Origin of the sequence: Acidithiobacillus sp. AMEEHan, from assembly GCF_030996345.1 — a bacterium.
GTDB lineage: Bacteria > Pseudomonadota > Gammaproteobacteria > Acidithiobacillales > Acidithiobacillaceae > Igneacidithiobacillus.
Genome location: NZ_CP118747.1, coordinates 2,306,276 through 2,321,984 on the forward strand (window position 1 = coordinate 2,306,276; position 15,709 = coordinate 2,321,984).

15 protein-coding genes and 2 pseudogenes are annotated in these 15,709 nt (G+C 60.4%); 3 read left to right on the top strand and 14 right to left on the bottom strand.

The genetic code is table 11. The features are described 5' to 3' along the window. Window positions 1-16: 16 nt before the first annotated feature. From ORD17_RS11745 to ORD17_RS11755, 3 genes are read right to left on the bottom strand one after another with little or no spacing between them, the layout of a single operon-like run. Window positions 17-835: a heavy metal-binding domain-containing protein gene (locus ORD17_RS11745; RefSeq protein ID WP_308388686.1), complete on the bottom strand. Its 819-nt coding sequence runs from the start codon at window positions 833-835 to the stop codon at window positions 17-19. Further along, a complete protein-coding gene (locus ORD17_RS11750; protein WP_308390098.1) occupies window positions 832-1,800 on the bottom strand; it encodes a heavy metal-binding domain-containing protein in 969 nt (322 codons plus the stop codon). Before ORD17_RS11750 ends, ORD17_RS11745 begins: the two co-directional genes overlap by 4 nt. Before the next feature lie 10 nt (window positions 1,801-1,810). Further along, window positions 1,811-2,191 carry a hypothetical protein gene (locus ORD17_RS11755; RefSeq protein ID WP_308388687.1) on the bottom strand — a complete coding sequence of 127 codons (381 nt, stop codon included), beginning with the start codon at window positions 2,189-2,191 and terminating at the stop codon, window positions 1,811-1,813. 136 nt (window positions 2,192-2,327) lie between these two features. Here ORD17_RS11755 and ORD17_RS11760 point away from each other — a divergent pair. Further along, window positions 2,328-3,632: pseudogene (locus ORD17_RS11760) on the top strand (glutamate decarboxylase); the annotation flags it as partial. A gap of 74 nt (window positions 3,633-3,706) precedes the next feature. On the opposite strand, the gene ORD17_RS11765 reads toward ORD17_RS11760, so the two are convergent. After that, window positions 3,707-4,705 carry a lysylphosphatidylglycerol synthase transmembrane domain-containing protein gene (locus tag ORD17_RS11765; RefSeq protein ID WP_308388688.1) on the bottom strand — a complete coding sequence of 333 codons (999 nt, stop codon included), beginning with the start codon at window positions 4,703-4,705 and terminating at the stop codon, window positions 3,707-3,709. 18 nt (window positions 4,706-4,723) lie between these two features. Then, window positions 4,724-6,154: an aminodeoxychorismate synthase component I gene (pabB, locus tag ORD17_RS11770; protein ID WP_308388689.1), complete on the bottom strand. Its 1,431-nt coding sequence runs from the start codon at window positions 6,152-6,154 to the stop codon at window positions 4,724-4,726. 113 nt (window positions 6,155-6,267) lie between these two features. On the opposite strand from pabB, the gene ORD17_RS11775 reads away from it, so the two are divergent. Both ORD17_RS11775 and ORD17_RS11780 read left to right on the top strand, forming a co-directional pair. Beyond that, window positions 6,268-7,581 (top strand): TolC family outer membrane protein, encoded by a 1,314-nt coding sequence (locus ORD17_RS11775; RefSeq protein WP_308388690.1) that lies wholly within the window; start codon window positions 6,268-6,270, stop codon window positions 7,579-7,581. Window positions 7,582-7,655: 74 nt separating this feature from the next. Then, window positions 7,656-8,381, top strand: coding sequence for a DUF2249 domain-containing protein (locus tag ORD17_RS11780; RefSeq protein WP_308388691.1), 726 nt, complete (start codon window positions 7,656-7,658; stop codon window positions 8,379-8,381). A 3-nt stretch (window positions 8,382-8,384) separates the two neighbouring features. Here the strand turns inward: ORD17_RS11780 and ORD17_RS11785 are convergent, their stop codons facing one another. The 9 genes and pseudogenes from ORD17_RS11785 to rnc form a co-directional block, all read right to left on the bottom strand. Then, window positions 8,385-9,242 carry an Hsp33 family molecular chaperone HslO gene (locus ORD17_RS11785; protein ID WP_308388692.1) on the bottom strand — a complete coding sequence of 286 codons (858 nt, stop codon included), beginning with the start codon at window positions 9,240-9,242 and terminating at the stop codon, window positions 8,385-8,387. Beyond that, window positions 9,239-9,826: an ATP-binding protein gene (locus ORD17_RS11790; RefSeq protein WP_308388693.1), complete on the bottom strand. Its 588-nt coding sequence runs from the start codon at window positions 9,824-9,826 to the stop codon at window positions 9,239-9,241. The genes ORD17_RS11785 and ORD17_RS11790 overlap by 4 nt, the downstream gene beginning before the upstream one ends. 177 nt (window positions 9,827-10,003) lie before the next feature. Next, window positions 10,004-10,966: a D-glycero-beta-D-manno-heptose-7-phosphate kinase gene (gene rfaE1, locus ORD17_RS11795; protein WP_308388694.1), complete on the bottom strand. Its 963-nt coding sequence runs from the start codon at window positions 10,964-10,966 to the stop codon at window positions 10,004-10,006. Continuing rightward, window positions 10,947-12,268: pseudogene (locus ORD17_RS11800) on the bottom strand (UDP-glucose/GDP-mannose dehydrogenase family protein). The gene rfaE1 and the pseudogene ORD17_RS11800 overlap by 20 nt, the downstream one beginning before the upstream one ends. Further along, complete coding sequence (gene acpS / locus ORD17_RS11815; protein ID WP_308388696.1) at window positions 12,259-12,672, bottom strand: holo-ACP synthase; 414 nt, start codon at window positions 12,670-12,672, stop codon at window positions 12,259-12,261. The pseudogene ORD17_RS11800 and the gene acpS overlap by 10 nt, the downstream one beginning before the upstream one ends. Continuing rightward, the gene (gene pdxJ / locus ORD17_RS11820) at window positions 12,669-13,394 is read right to left on the bottom strand and encodes a pyridoxine 5'-phosphate synthase (protein ID WP_308388697.1); all 726 of its coding nucleotides are present in this window, start codon (window positions 13,392-13,394) and stop codon (window positions 12,669-12,671) included. The genes acpS and pdxJ overlap by 4 nt, the downstream gene beginning before the upstream one ends. After that, complete coding sequence (gene recO / locus ORD17_RS11825) at window positions 13,391-14,125, bottom strand: DNA repair protein RecO (RefSeq protein ID WP_308388698.1); 735 nt, start codon at window positions 14,123-14,125, stop codon at window positions 13,391-13,393. Before recO ends, pdxJ begins: the two co-directional genes overlap by 4 nt. After that, on the bottom strand, window positions 14,115-15,023 hold the full coding sequence (gene era, locus ORD17_RS11830; protein ID WP_308388699.1) for a GTPase Era: 909 nt from the start codon (window positions 15,021-15,023) through the stop codon (window positions 14,115-14,117). Before era ends, recO begins: the two co-directional genes overlap by 11 nt. Next, on the bottom strand, window positions 15,013-15,708 hold the full coding sequence (rnc, locus tag ORD17_RS11835; protein WP_308388700.1) for a ribonuclease III: 696 nt from the start codon (window positions 15,706-15,708) through the stop codon (window positions 15,013-15,015). Before rnc ends, era begins: the two co-directional genes overlap by 11 nt. Between the last annotated feature and the right edge of the window lies 1 nt (window position 15,709).

Here is a 15,709-nt window from a genome sequence, read left to right on the forward strand (position 1 = left end):
TCGTTCTCCTGCAAATTTAATCGTTGACGGGCAAGACCAGCTGCGGACGCAGGGCATCTACCCGGTGGTCTGCATCATCCATCGCCTTCACCGCCGTACCCACAGCAAAAAACTCGATCACGTGCGGCTTCCAGTTATGACTCCCCTCATGCAACTGGACGCCGGTGATGCCATCCGCCTGGGCATCGGCTGCCTCCTGCTGCATCCGCTCCATGGCCAATTCGCGGGCGTCGTACATGGCCTGGGTAAACTGCTCCAGCTCGGTATTGCGGCCGATATTCCCCATGCTGCGCAGCACACCCTGGTGGGCTACATGGTAGACACAGGAACCCATTACCATTTCCATGGGGCGATACCCTGCCTCCAGCAACATCCAAAAGTCCTGGCCGGAGAGATCACTGGTGAAAGGCTTGCCGCCGACTCCCTTGAATCCCGGTGCACCCGAACGGTGCGCAATGGCCGTACCGATGGCCATGAATTCCAGAATGTCCTGGTCCCAGTCCATGCGCTTTACTTCCAGGCGCACACCAACCACGCCATCCGCCTGCAGGATGATGGCCTCCTGTTCCATGCGGCTCATGGCCAACTCACGGGCCTGATACATCGCCTGCGAAAGAACGTCCATCTCCATGTTTTGATTCCAGCTGCCATACTGGATGCCCATGTGATAGATGCACGAGCCGACCACCAGCCCCAGGGGCTCGAATTCCGCTTTACGCACCATGACAAATTCGTTCACGGAGAGGTCGGAGGTGAAAATGCCTTCGTGACTCCCTTGGGAGCGGAGGCCCTTGAGACGTTCTACGGCGTGGGGAGCAATCACTTCTTCAGTCATAGGAGATCCTTGCGATGGGGGCGGAAAGAATGCAACGGCCCTCCCAGAGAAACCGTGGGGAGCAATTCGTGTTGCGGTGCGCGGGAAGGCTCGTAGCTGACGGCGGTGCCAATGGCGATGTGCCGGCAGAGGAAGCCCTCCCCTTGTTCGTTATTGACGCGGAACAACTGGGAATACTGAGTATGGGCGAGGACCCCCGCCCCCAGCTTGCGGCCGTCTTCGCGCAGGTTATAGAGCGCGCGACGGCGGACGTTTTCCTGAAAGCTCGAGAGATCCGGGATCTCCATATTCCAGTAGCGCGTGGCAAAGGGCGCCGCCTGGCTGGCTTGATCGAGCACCGTCCCACCCCAGGGCTGGTACCAGTCATACTCGGCACCAATGGCAATACCCACTGGCACCACCCCCTCTTCCAGCAAACGCACGAACTCCAGCGACGACACCGTCGCCACGGCCGGCTCCCAGGCCGGAGGCAGATCCTGGATACGCACTGCGGTGCCCATCAGGGCGTAATCCATATCCTCGCCATCGCCGTGACGCACGCGCATATCGACGTTGAGGACAGCGTTGGCACCCATCGCCACCGCCTCCAGGCGCAGGCGATCGATAGCCTGGTGCCACCCTTCATAATGCCCTTGGGTCCAGGAAAAACCGAAGTGATACCAACAATTGCCTCCCACCATGCCGAGCGGATGGATGCCGTGACTACGTTCCATCAGCAGCGCGGCAACCGGGCCACTTTGTATCCACGGACGTTGTCCGGCTGCGGTATTGCGCAAACGCTCCTGCACAAAACTGGGCAGACGTCGTTGCTGCAAGGCCATCTGCCATTCCGCCGCCCGCTGCTGCGCCGCCGCACTGGGGGCGACGTTGACCGCGCTCACCTGGCTCGCGACGTTGGCAACCGTCTTTTCCAGGTCCTCGGTAACTTCCTGGATTCCCTTCTGAATCTTGTCCCACAGCGACATAGTCACCTCGCTACTGCAGTAAAAAGTCATGCAGGGTCTGGCTCGCCGCCTGCATTTCCGCGGAGATCGCTGCCGTGTCCTGCAGCAGCGACTTCAGCCAGTCTCCCAATGAGAGGATCTCGCGTTTCAGCACTACATTGCGCACCACCCGGGCGCGCAAGGTTTCCACATGAGTGCCGTTCACATTCAGGTGGTAGTCGAACTCGCCCGCATGCACCACCAAGTGTTCTAGATGCTGATGAGAAGAGAAAAGGCCGTCTTTTTTACGATCCACCTCGACAAAACCCGGCATGCCCTGCTCCAACCGTTCGGCCAGCGCCTCCAGAAATGCCTTCATATCCGTCTGGGAGCGGCGTATCCAAGCCGCGCTGTCGTCAAAACTGATATCCACAGCATCTCCTCGCAAAACTGCGTCATCTATACAGACCACACCAATAGATTGTAGTTCGTTTTATAGCTTTCTGCGCTCCTGCAATAGATACCTCTACTAGACTTATGGCGAGTCCAGCCAAAAGCAGGAGTAGCAAGTGACAAAAAGCAAAGCGAAAGATTCCTTTTTGACCCCTACCTATGGCGCGCGTCGCATGGACGCCCCCATCCCGAAGGAGTACCTGCCCGAGGGTGATCTGGAACCACAGGTCGCCTATCAGCTCATTCACGACGAACTGCTGATGGACGGTAACGCCCGCCTGAATCTGGCGACCTTCGTCACTACCTGGATGGATCCAGAGGCGCGCACCCTGATGGCGGAATCCTTCGATAAAAATATGATCGACAAGGACGAATACCCGCAAACTGCGGAAATCGAGCGCCGCTGCGTTCAGATCATCGCCCATCTTTTCCACGCCAAAGACAAGGAGGAGCCCATCGGCGTTTCGGCGATCGGCTCCAGCGAGGCAGTGATGCTGGCGGGCATGGCGATGAAATGGCGTTGGCGCGAGTGGCGCCACGAGCAGGGGAAGGACAGCTCCCGTCCCAATCTGATCCTGGGCAGCAACGTGCAGGTCGTGTGGGAAAAATTCTGCCGCTATTGGGAGGTAGAACCACGCTACATTCCCATCCACGAGGATCGCTACGTTATCAGCGCAGAGGAAGTCACCGCGCGCATGGACGAAAACACCATCGGCGCAGTCGCCATTCTCGGCACTACGTTTACGGGCGAATTTGAGCCCATACGCGCCATTCACGATGCCATGGTCAAGGCGAACCAAAAACGCGGACTACAGGTGCCTCTGCACGTCGACGCTGCCAGCGGCGGATTCGTTGCCCCGTTTCTGCATCCTGATCTGGAATGGGATTTTCGTTTGCCCAATGTCGCATCCATCAATGTCTCCGGGCATAAATACGGGCTGGTATATCCCGGCATCGGCTGGGCGCTTTGGCGCGGCAAGGCCTATTTGCCTGAGGATCTGATTTTTCATGTCAATTACCTGGGCGGCGACATGCCTACCTTCACCCTGAATTTTTCCCGGCCTGGCAACCAGGTCGTCGGTCAATATTATAATTTTCTGCGTCTGGGGCGCGCGGGATACACCCGAATCATGAAGAACCTGCAGGACATTGCGCTATGGCTCAGTGGCGAAATCGCCAAAATCGGCCCTTTTTCTCTGTTGAGTACGGGCGAAAATATCCCGGTCTTTGCCTTTCGCTTGCGCGATGGCCAACGGTATTCGGTGTACGACGTTTCCGATCGCTTGAAAATGCGGGGCTGGCAAGTGCCCGCCTACACCCTGCCCAAGGACGCTGAAAAGCTCGCGGTTTTGCGCGTCGTTTTGCGTGAGGGATTCTCTCGCGACATGGGTGAAATTCTCTTGCGCGATCTGCGCGGGGCCATCGAAGCGTTGGAAAAGGACCCCCCAGTCATCCCCAGGGACCCGGCAAGGAGTCCTTTCACCACTGACCGTTATCAAGGGAGCGGTTCCACCTTTGCCAGCGGGTGGCGACCAATGCCGAGCCACAGCCAGGCACCGGGCAGACTGGTCAGCAAGACCGTCGTACCGGCCAGCAGGGACAGAGCGAGGGCCTGGTCATGGCCCATCTGCAGTGCCCCCATGTAGAGCACCAACAGACCCTCCCGTAGCCCCCAACCGGCGAGGGATATTGGCAACGCCAAAAACAGGCTGACCACCGGCCAGACGACCCAGAATGCCGCGGCGTCGGGGCGCTCCCCCAAGGAATGGGCCAGGGCCCAGAACATGAAAATGGAGCAAAGTTGTACGAAAACCGACAGCAAAAAGGTAGAAAGCAAGGCGCTGGGATTGCGCAACAGCATTCCCATTCCTTCTCGGATATCGTGCAGTTTGCGCCCCATTTTACCGACACGGTGTTCAAGAAAATCGAGCCCCGGACTCAGGATCAGGGTAATGATCCCGGCGTAGCCGGCGCTCAGGATCGCGACAGTCTCACCCATTCCGGGCAACAGACGCAGGACGTGACCGCCCAGCAGATAGCCCAACAGGGCAATGCCAACCAATGCCCCCATACCAATGAAGCGATCGGCAAATACCACGGCCAAGGCCAGGGTGGCAGAACCCGCCTGCGTGCGGGTATACCAGGCGCGCAATACGTCCCCGGATACCGAGCCGGGCAGCACCTGATTGAAATATGCCCCTACCCAGTTCAGGCGCAGCAACCAAAGCACCGGAGCGCGCTTTTTGGCCGCGCGCAGAATGACCGCCCAACGCAGGGAAGACACGGAAAGATTTACCGCATAGGCGAGCACGGCCAGCAAAAACCAGGGAAGGCGAATTTGCAAGAAGCGTTGCGTCAGAGCCGTCCAGTCGGTCTTGTGAAAGAGCCAGATAAAGATCGAGATGGTGACGACGATCTGCAGCAGCAGACTCCAGGGGATCCTCTTGCGGTGTTTTTCTGCTCTCACCGGACGAGACTGCGGTTGAACGGGCATTGGCAAAGCGCTCCCAAATCAGCGCGCCACTGTAGCGCAGGTGGCGCCCTGCGGCAAAAACGCCTCCAGCGTCTCGCGAATCATCGCCACCTTGTCGAGGCTTTCGGCATACTCCGCCGCGCAGTCGGAGTCGGCGACGATGGCGCCACCGCCGAAAAAACGTAATTCTCCCTCGCTATTCAGTTCGAGACTGCGAATGAGAATATTCCAGTCCATCTCTCCGCCCGCTGTCACATAGCCAAAACACCCGCAGTAGATGCCTCGCGGTCCGGCCTCCAGCTCGGCAATGATTTCCATCGCTCGGTGTTTGGGTGCTCCGGTAATCGAACCCCCAGGAAAGGCCGCCGCCAGAGCATCCCAGGCGTCGAGGCCTGGGGCCAAATCGGCTTCGATACTGCTGACCAGATGATGTACTTGATCATAAGACTCCAAGGAGAATAGCTCGGGTACCTGCACCGAGCCCGACGCCGCCACCTTGCCCAGGTCATTACGCAACAGATCGACAATCATCAGATTCTCTGCGCGGTCTTTGCGGCTGGCCATGAGTTCCGCGGCGCTTTCCCGATCCCGGCGCGGGTCCGGATGGCGCCGACGCGTACCCTTGATGGGTCGCGCCTGCAAGCGCCCCCCCGCGAGGCGAAGCAGGCGCTCGGGCGAAACACTGAGCAACGTGCCCCACGGATGGCGAAAAAATGCCGAAAAAGGCGCGCGGCTTACTCTCCGCAAACGCTGGTACAGGGGCCAGGGATCACCTTGCCAGCCAGCGGAAAAGCCCTGCGCCAAATTGATTTGGTAACAGTCACCGGCGAGGATGTATTCCTGCGTGCGCGCGTAGGCCGCGGCATAGTCTGCGTAGCTCCAGTGCGGACGAATACCGGCGGGAGAGAGTTGAAATGGCGGAAAATCAGGAAGCGGACGCTGCAGTACGGTGGTCCAGGCATCATCGGCGGCTGAGCTGGCAATGATCCATGCGCGGCGCTGCTGATGATCCTGAAGCAAGATCTGGTCATAGAGTGCGAACACCGCCACAGGCTGATCGTCTTCTTTGTTATCTCGACTCCCGTTCCCGCCGGCCGCCCAGTCGTAGGCCAAAAATCCACACAGCAGCGGCACGGTCAGCCTGCTCCAGCTCCCTGAACCAACTGGCTGCTTTTCCAACAATGGACGAAGGGTAGAGAAAAGCGTACCCGTCTGACGCCGTGCTTCACTGCCTCGATCTTGCCGCCAGACGCCGCCAGCATCCTCCCAAATCCAAGCCTGCGGCTGCCGCAGCAAGAGATCCTGCCGCCGTTGCGGTCCAGAAGCGGTACCGCTGTCCAGAAAAGCCGCGCCCACCTCCGTCGCGCAGCGAGCAAAAAGGTCTGCGCTATCCTCCCAATACTCGATTTCCCAAAGCCGCATTCCAACCCCAGTCGCGTACTTGCCGTAGCGGAAGTCTCCCTGCCTCAAGCTCTCCTGTCCACTGGCTCGTTGGCGGCACAGGCCGGTGGCTCTCGTTGGATCTTGTAAACTGACCGGACGGTCAGTACACTTATGGCAGACTTTGATGGAGCTACTTGTCCATGTCCGCTTTGCGTCGCGCGGTACCTCTTGGTTTTGCCCTGTTGCTCGCAAGTCCCGCGATCTTCGCGGAGGATCTGCTTAGCGTTTATCAGCAGGCGGTGCAATCGGACCCGCGTCTGGCTGAGGCCCGCGCGAACCTGCAGGCGGCCGAGCAAAACAAACCCCTTGCGCGCTCAGCTTACCTGCCCCACTTGGGGCTGGGTGCGAGTGTCGGCTTCAACTCTGGTAGTTTCTCTGGTTTTGCCGGCCTGAACATCAGCAAGGCCTATCTTTCCAACAGCTACAGCGTCAGCCTGACCCAAGCGGTATTCAATGGCGCGGCCCTTTCCGCCATGAAGGAGGCTGGAAGTCAAATCCAAGCAGCCGCTGCGGGCCTTGCCTACACCGAGCAGGATCTGGCGTTGCGGGTCGCCAAGGCGTACTTTGCGGTGCTCGAGGCGCAGGCGCAGCAGGCCATCGCAGGTAAGCAAACCAAGTTGCTCGAGAGCATCTATAAACAAACGCAAGCGCAGCTGCAGATCGGCACTGGTGACATCATCTCGGTACGCGAAGCGCGGGCGCGACTGGACGCCGCCAAGGCCGACCTGATTCAGGCGGAAAATGCCACGCAGATCGCGCGCCAGCGGCTGGAGCGCTTGACGCATCAGCCGCTCGGCCCATTGGCGCCGCTCCATGAGTTCCAAGCGCTTGGACCGCAACCAGACAATATGCAGGACTGGGTGGCAACTGCCATGAAATCCTCGCCACAGATCCTGCAAGCCGAGGCGCAAACACAGAGCGCCCAGGATGCGGTAGAGGTACAACGGCGTGCGCGCTGGCCAAAGCTGGACTTGCAAGGTATCGCGCAGCATGTGCATGGCAATCCCTTCCCTGGCTTTACCGAGAATCAGGCTGGAGTGAGCTTGAACCTATCCATGCCCCTCTTCGAGGGTGGGCAAATCTCCAGCCAGGTACAGAAGGCCGAGGCGCAGAGCATGGCATCGAGCGATCATCTGGGGAGCGTGCGTGATGCCGTAAAACTGGATGTCGAGAGTGCCTTTCTCGATCTCCAAAACAGCGTCGCGCAACTGCAGGCAGCGAAGGAATCGGCGCAGTCGGCCAAGGTATCGCTGGAAGGCACCCGCAAAGGCTACGAGGTTGGCACCCGTTCCATCATCGATCTCCTGCAAACCGCTACCGACTATATTCGTGCGGAACAACAGTATAACGTCGCTCTCTACCGTCAGGTCACCGCGCGCGTGGCCCTCAAGGCCGCCGCAGGGCAGTTGAACATCGGTGATCTCACCTCGATCAACGCTCTCCTGCAACCGTAATGGCGGGCTGCGCGACCTGCTCGTTCGGCGTATAGTGTTCGCCTGCAGTGCAGATGACGAATGAGGAGATGACGATGGCGGAACTGAGCAACCTGTCGCTGGATCTGCGCGGGCTTCCCGATGCCAAGGCTGGTCCTTTGCTGTTCAGCGCGGCCCAGCGCCTGGGGCTCGGACAGAAAATATCGGTGCAGATCGATCGCGATCCCCATGCCCTGCTGCGCGCCACGGCCTTCCAGTTGCGTGACGCGATTTCTTGGTCGGTCGCGAGTGCCGATCCCGAATGGAGCGCCGAAATACGGCCGCGCAAAGAAGCCGAGGCGAAGGATGTCGTCGACCTCCTCACCTGGGATCACTACCGTCTCGACCGGCAATTTGCCGATGTTCTCGCCGCTGCCAATGCGAACCGGGTAGACGAGGCAGAGAGCATTTTTCAGGATTATTGGATTGGCCTGCGCCGTCACGTGCATATGGAGAACTACATTCTCGGGCCCGTACTCGGTGGTGGCGAGAAAAAGGGGCCATTGGCGGACATGCTGTTTGAGCACGACAGCATCATTCAGCAGTCCCGGATCGTGGATGAAACCTTCCGGGAAATGGACTATGGCATGTTGCCGGCTATCTGCGCGGTGCTCTCCGGATCTCTCGCCAAGCATGAGAACCGCGAGGAGAATACCCTGTTCCCGATTTGGCAAGCAGCCAACAATCAGGACAAGCTGCGGGCAGAGGAATTCTTGCTGCAGACCAAGGCGCTGTTGGCCGGCGCCGACGACGCCGCGGTCAAGGAGCGTTTTCCCGACTGAGATTCAGTGCAGCGATTTGCCCCTCGCAAAGAGTGCCGCGACGTCGGTGGAATTGAGTAGGTAGACCTTTTGACAGTACTCGCAGGTGACCTGCACCCTGCCTTCTACCGCCAGAGTCTCTTCCACTTCTTTCTCGCCCAGGGCGACGAGCATGTGCTCTACCCGCTCCTGCGAGCAACTGCATTGAAAGCGCAGCGCTTGCGCTTTGCGCAGGCGCACGCCCACAGTGGGGAAGATTTCCGGGAGGAACTGCTCCGGACGGGCAAGCAACAGCGATTGATCCGAGCCTACCGCAAAAAAACCGGTGGCGACATCCCATTCCTCCGCCGTAAGAACGCCTGGCAGACGTTGCAGAAAATAGCCTCCGGCGATGCCACTGGCGGCGTCCACCAGCAGACGGAAATACGCTGGGGCCTGCACTGACTCGGCAAAATAGGCCTGCAGGGATTGTGTCAGCGTATCACGCAACTGGATCAGCCCTTGATAGCGATCGCGGTCCATACCCATATCCACGGTGAGGGCGAGCAAAGCCTCTGGCAGCGCCGCTAGGTCGAGATTTTCGTCTGTCCCACGCCAACGGGCATAGGCGCGCATGCCACCGCCGGAGATCATCTCCGCCACGAGGAGTTGCAGGTTGCCCTGGCTCTGGGCCTGGAGAATCAATCGCTCGAAATGTTTCTGGGTGCTGGAGATCAGAGCCAGACCAACGAGAATTTCGCCGAGCAACTGGCGGAGCTCTGCCGGTCCCTCCAGACCCTGAATTACGCGTGCAAAGATACCGTCCACGCGGCAGCGGGCGCCGCGCAGCGGCAGGCTCTCCCAGTAAAAACTCTGCAAAAAATCCCCGGAATCGCTGCTCATGCCGGCATCTCTCGCGCCATCAATGGCGCCAAGGCGCGCAATAGCTGTTTGAACAGACGCGGATCCCGCTCCTCCTGAGCGGCCAGTAACTCCTTCATACGCTGACGCTCGGTGGGATGGCGAAAGCAGGCTGGGCAGTTCTCGATGATGATCGGCAAGCCCTCAGCTTCGGCATAGGCGCGAGTCTGTCGCTCGCGACAGTAGACCAGTGGACGGATGACGCGCAGGTCTCCTTCGCGTACCGCGTAATGGGCCTTCATGGTACGGAGTTCCCCATTATAAAACATCGACATGAAAAAACTTTCCGCAAAATCGTCGAGGTGCTGCCCAAGGGCGATGACGTTGTAGCCTTCGCGGCGTGCACAGGCATAGAGGACCCCCCGCCGCATTCGCGCACAGAAGCTGCAATACGATGGCCGCCCCAGGTGTTTCTGGGCACGAGCAAAGATATCCTGCCGCTCCCAGAACCACGGTAGTCCAAGTGCATGGACATGGGCGCCGAGTGGTTCGGGATCAAAGTCCGGACTCTGGGGATCGACGGTTGCCACTCCCAGTGCGAAGGATAGTGGGCTGTACCGTTGCATTTCGGCGAGCAGCGCCAGCAGGCTGAGGGAGTCCTTGCCCCCGAGAGCGCAAGCAGTACGCGATCTCCCGGTCGGATCATACGGAAATCCTGGATGGCCTTGCCCATGCGCCGCGCCAAGAGGCGGGGCACCGGCAAGCGGTGCTCCTGCGTCTCTTCGCCAGCTACGCTTGCCAATTCAGCCATGCACCGACTCCAGACTGGAGGCGAGCTCCGCCGCGGATACGGTTGCCGCCCCAAGTTTGCCGACCACAATGCCGGCAGCCCGATTGCCCAGCTCCACTGCCCGGTCCAGAGGCCAGCCGGCCGCCACCGCCGTGGCAATGGTGGCAATCACCGTATCTCCGGCGCCGGTCACGTCGAACACCTCGCGCGCCTGGGCCGGGTGATGATGTATCCCATCGGCAAGAAAAAGGGTCATTCCCTCCTCTCCACGGGTCACCAACAAGGCCGTCAGTTGCCACGCCTCGCGCCAGTGCCGACCCAGTGCGCGAAATTCCTCTTCCGTCTTCCAGCTGCCTGCGACAGTCTGGAATTCACTTTTATTGGGCGTCAAGAGCGTCGCCCCGGCATAGCGGGCAAAATCGCGCCCCTTGGGATCGACGAGAACGGGAATCTGGCGTTCGCGCGCCAGCCGAATCCAGGCCTGCGGGTTCTGCACCGCGCCTTTGCCATAATCCGACAACAGCAAGGCTGCCATCCCGGAAAAAAAATCTTCGTCGCCGAGCAACAGGCCCTGTAAACGCTGCTCATCAGGGCGCTCCTCAAAATCGAGACGGAGCAACTGCTGCTGGTGTCCAATCACCCGCAACTTGACCGTGGTGGGAAGGCCTTCGAGCGCCACAAAATGGGTATCTACCCCCGCCCGACGCAGCAAAGTGGCGAGACTGTCCGCTGCGGCGTCCCGGCCAACCGCCGCCCGCAGACGACAGCGCGCACCCAGGGCAGCGATATTCAGGGCTACATTGGCAGCGCCTCCGGGTCTTTCTTCTTCGCGCCCAACCTGCACGACGGGCACCGGCGCCTCGGGCGAGATACGCTCGACCCGGCCAAACCAGTAGCGGTCGAGCATCACGTCGCCGAGCACGGCAACGTGGGCCCGGCGCAATTGGTCCAAGGAATCAGGGTCGGCCGATGGCACGGTATTGCAGTCCTGCAGCTTTGGGTAAACGGGGATCGTAGAGGTTACGACCATCGATGATCAAGGGATGGCGCAGGCGGCGCTTCAACTCCGCAAAATCCGGGCTGCGGAAGATCTGCCATTCGGTACAAATCATCAGGGCATCGGCGCCATCGCAGGCCGCGTAGGGTTCGTCGCAAAAGGAGATCTCCGGCATCTGGGCATAGATCCGCTTTGCTTCTACCATGGCTACCGGGTCGTATGCACGAATGCTCGCCCCCCGTCGCCGGAGCGCGTCGATCAGGGTGCGACTTGGCGCCTCGCGCATGTCGTCGGTATTCGGCTTGAAGGCGAGGCCCCAAATGGCGATGCGTCTACCCTGCAGATCCGCGCCAAACTCGGCCATGAGCTTGCGCTCCAACACCTGCTTTTGCGCGTTGTTGACGCTTTCCACGGCGCGGATCAGGGGGGCGTCATAGCCCAGCTCCCGGGCGGTATGCTCCAGCGCCCGCACATCCTTGGGAAAACAGGAACCGCCATAGCCACAACCAGGATAGATGAAATCGAAGCCAATGCGGGGGTCCGAGCCAATGCCGATACGTACGTGCTCGATATCTGCACCCAGGCGCTCCGCCAAGCCGGCCAACTCGTTCATGAAGGAAATCTTGGTCGCCAAGAGGACGTTGGCGGCGTATTTGGTCAGCTCGGCCGAGGGAATGTCCATGACCAGAACCCGGTCGTGATTGCGGTTGAAGGGCGCGTACAGATCACGCATGCGCTGCGCCACGGTTTCGTCGTCAGTACCGACGATGATGCGATCCGGCTTCATGAAATCGCTGACCGCCGCACCCTCCTTGAGAAATTCCGGATTGGAGACCACGGAAAAGGCGACATGCACCCCGCGGGCAGCCAGTTCTGCCTGGATCGTGGCCCGCACCTTTTGCGCCGTTCCCACCGGGACCGTCGATTTGTTGATGATGATACGCGGCTCGTCGAGATGTCTGCCGATATCGGATGCCACCTGCAGCACGTAGCGTAAATCCGCAGAACCGTCCTCGTCCGGGGGGTACCCACGGCAATGAAGAGAAATTCGCCGTGGGCCACACCCTCGGCAATGTCGGTACTGAAATGCAATCGTCCACCATCGATACCGCTGCGGACGATCTCCGGCAGGTCCGGCTCATGGATGGGGATTTCACCAGCCTGTAAACGCGCCACCTTTTCGGCATCGATATCGATGCAGAGCACCTGATTCCCCACCTGCGCCAGGCAGGCGCCGGTGACCAGCCCCACATACCCCGTCCCCACTACCGTTATCCGCATCCTTCCGACCCCATCCCTTCCTGCGCCAGTTCTTCGATCACGACGGTGGCCATGGCATATCGATGTTCATCCGTCAGACTCAACCACAGCCGCGGCTGCCGCGCACAGCGCGCCAGCTGTCGCTGCGCCGCGCCACACAAGATCAGCTGCGGGCGTCCGAGCGGATCGTGACCCACCTGGATCTCTCCCCAAGAGATGCCATAGCGCAGGCCAGTGCCCAACGCCTTCAGGGTCGCCTCTTTGGCGGCAAAACGGCGGGCGAGGAAGGCGGCACCCTGAGCCAGGGGAAATTCCCCGTATTCCTGCGCACCCAAGACCCGCTGCAGCAGCTTGTCGCCCCAGCGCTGCAAAAGCCCACTCATGCGCTGGACGGAAACCAGGTCGGTACCCAGACCCACGATCAAGAACGCGCCTGCCGCATCAAGCGTTTCATTTCCCGTACGGCGCTATCGAGACCATGAAAAATCGCATGCGCGACGATGGCATGGCCGATATTGAGTTCGGCAATTTCAGGAATCGCCGCGACCGCTTGGACATTCGTGTAATCGAGCCCATGTCCGGCATTGACCTGCAAGCCGCAACTCTGGGCCAAACGCCCTGCCTCGCGGAGAAGATCCAATTGTTGCCGAACCTCAGTGCGCTCTTTGGCGTTGGCATAGCTTCCCGTGTGCAGCTCGATAACCGGCGCACCGGTGGCCGCCGCCGCCTCGATCTGTCGCGGATCAGGGTCGATGAACAGCGACACCCGTACTCCCGCCCCTGCCAGACGCTCGCAGGCTGCTTGCACCCGCGCCCGTTGGCCAGCGACATCGAGCCCCCCTTCCGTAGTCAGCTCGGCGCGCCGCTCGGGCACCAGACAGCAATCACTGGGTCGCAGGCGCTCAGCAATCGCAAGCACATCCTCATTGACCGCCATTTCGAGATTCAGACGCGTGCGTAGGGTTTGTTGCAAGAGCTCGACATCACGTTCCTGGATATGGCGGCGATCCTCCCGCAAATGCGCGGTAATGGCATCGGCACCGGCGCGTTCCGCAACAAAAGCCGCTTCCAGGGGGTCGGGATAGCGGGTTCCACGTGCCTGCCGCAGTGTCGCGACATGATCGATATTCACACCCAAAGCTATCATCTGCTTTCTGCGCCTCCCCTGCTGCTGCGCCTGCGCCGCAAGTATGCCGCAAGAAGGCGCCGACTCTCCAGTGTTCGCCCACCGAGGAGCTGATCGAGTTCCATGGCCAAATAGCTGCGTAATTCACCCCACGCGCTGCGCTCCGGTGGCAACTGCAGATCCCCCCCTAGCCAGGTCAACGCCGCCGCGGAAACGGGCTGCGCCAAGGCAGGGGCATGCCGGGCACAGAACACCCCCTCTCCGGCCCGAGCGTAGGCGTTTGCTTCTTTTAGGAGAGCGCCGCATTGGGCGCAATGTATGACGTCTGCGGCCCAGCCAAGGGTTACCAGCAAACGCCGTTCAAAACGTCGCAGCAGCCAAAAATCCTCCGGCCTGGCGGCGAGCGCTTCTAAGATCTGGGAATATTCGACAAATAGTTCGTCCTGCGGATCCGCTCGCCCGGTCAGGCGCAGGAGAAGCTCGTTGAGATAGAACAGCAGCAGCGCCGGCACCGGGTGCTGCACGAGCCGGCCCGGGAGCTCTTCTGCGCTCTGGAGAACCGGAAGTTCACCTTGGCCAGCCCAACGCACCCAATAGGGGCGCCCGGCTTCCAGGCGGCCACGGCGCCGCTTACCCCGCGCCAAAACCCCCAGGCGTCCATGGTGTTCCGTAAACAGTTCGAGTACCAGACTGCCATCGCCAAACGGGTGAGAATGCAGTACCCAGGCCCGCTCTCCCTGGTTACGCTCCATATCCCATTTCGCGCAGGATACCCGGCTGCCGGTCCCAGTCTTCGCGTTCCTTCACCCATAGCCCCAGCCGCACCCGCGCCCCGGTCTGCTGCTCGATGCTTTCCCGCGCCCGCGTGCCAATGTGTTTGAGGCGCTGTCCCTTTTCCCCCAGCAGAATCGCCTTTTGCCCTGGCCGCCGACAGTAGATGGTCGCCTCGATTTCGTGCTTACCCTGCGGGCTGACCGCATATTTTTCGATGGCGACCGCAGTCTCGTAAGGGAGTTCAGCACTGAGCTGGCGAAAAATCTGTTCGCGTACCGCCTCGGCGGCCAGGAAACGCATCTGCCGATCCGTCACCTCATCTTCGTCATATTGGGCTGGCCCCTCCGGCAGGAGAGGAAGAATGACCCCTGCCAAACGTTCGACGTCATCCGGCCGGCGCGCACTCATCGGCAGGATCTGGGCAAAGCGCGCATGCCGGCTGAGCTCCTGTAGATAAGGCAGCAGACGTTCCTTCTGCGGCACCCGGTCGACCTTGTTGGCAACCAAAACCAGCGGCAGATCCCGTTGCTGCAGCCAGCGCAAGGCCTCGGCGTCGCCCGCCGTCCACAGCGGCGCCTCGACCACCAGAACTCCGAGGTTCGCAGCATCCAGAGCCGAGCGGGTGGCGCGCAGAATATGCCGATTGAGACTGCGGTATCCTTGATGCACACCGGGGGTGTCGAGGAACAGAATCTGCCCGTTGGGCCGGGTGTAGATGCCCAAGATCTGATCCCGGGTAGTCTGCGGGCGCGGGGCGGTGATACTGATTTTCTGGCCGACCAAATGATTGAGTAAGGTGGACTTGCCGACGTTCGGCCGGCCAATCAGCGCGACGCTGCCACAGCGATGCGCTATGGAGAGGTCCTCAGACGGCATGACGCTGCTCATGAAACCGGCTCTGCAGCTGTTCTAGCATCAGCTGCGCCGCCTGCTGTTCGGCCTTGCGCCGACTGCTGTCCTCGGCTTCCGTGGAAGGCATCCCTTCGACAGTGCAGCGGGCGACGAAACGACGCTCGTGCGCCTGCCCTTTTTCTTCCACCAGTTCATAGAAGGGTAAGGCCCGCCCCTTGCCCTGCAACAGTTCCTGCAGGCGCGTCTTGGGATCACGCAATTCCTCTGCTCCCAGCGCATCGGTAATCAGGGGCACGATGAGATGATCGACAATGGCTTCCGCGGCGCCAAAACCGCCATCCAGATAGGCAGCACCAATGATGGCCTCTACCGCGTCGGCACGAATGGAGGCGCGACGCGCACCACCACTACGCATCTCTCCTGCCCCGAGAATCAGGACATCAGCGACACTGATGGTTTCCGCTATCTGCGCCAGGGTTTCCTCCCGCACCAGACGCGCCCGCATGCGCGAGAGATCGCCCTCACTCACCTTGGCAAAACGCTCGTAGAGCCGCGCTGCAACGATAAAATTGAGCGCGGCATCGCCCAAAAACTCCAGCCGCTCGTTGTGTGTGGCGGCGGCACTACGATGCGTTAGCGCCTGACGCAATAGAGCGAGGTTCTGGAAGCGATAGGCAATATGGTCTTGCAGTCGGTCTAGCGTATTCATG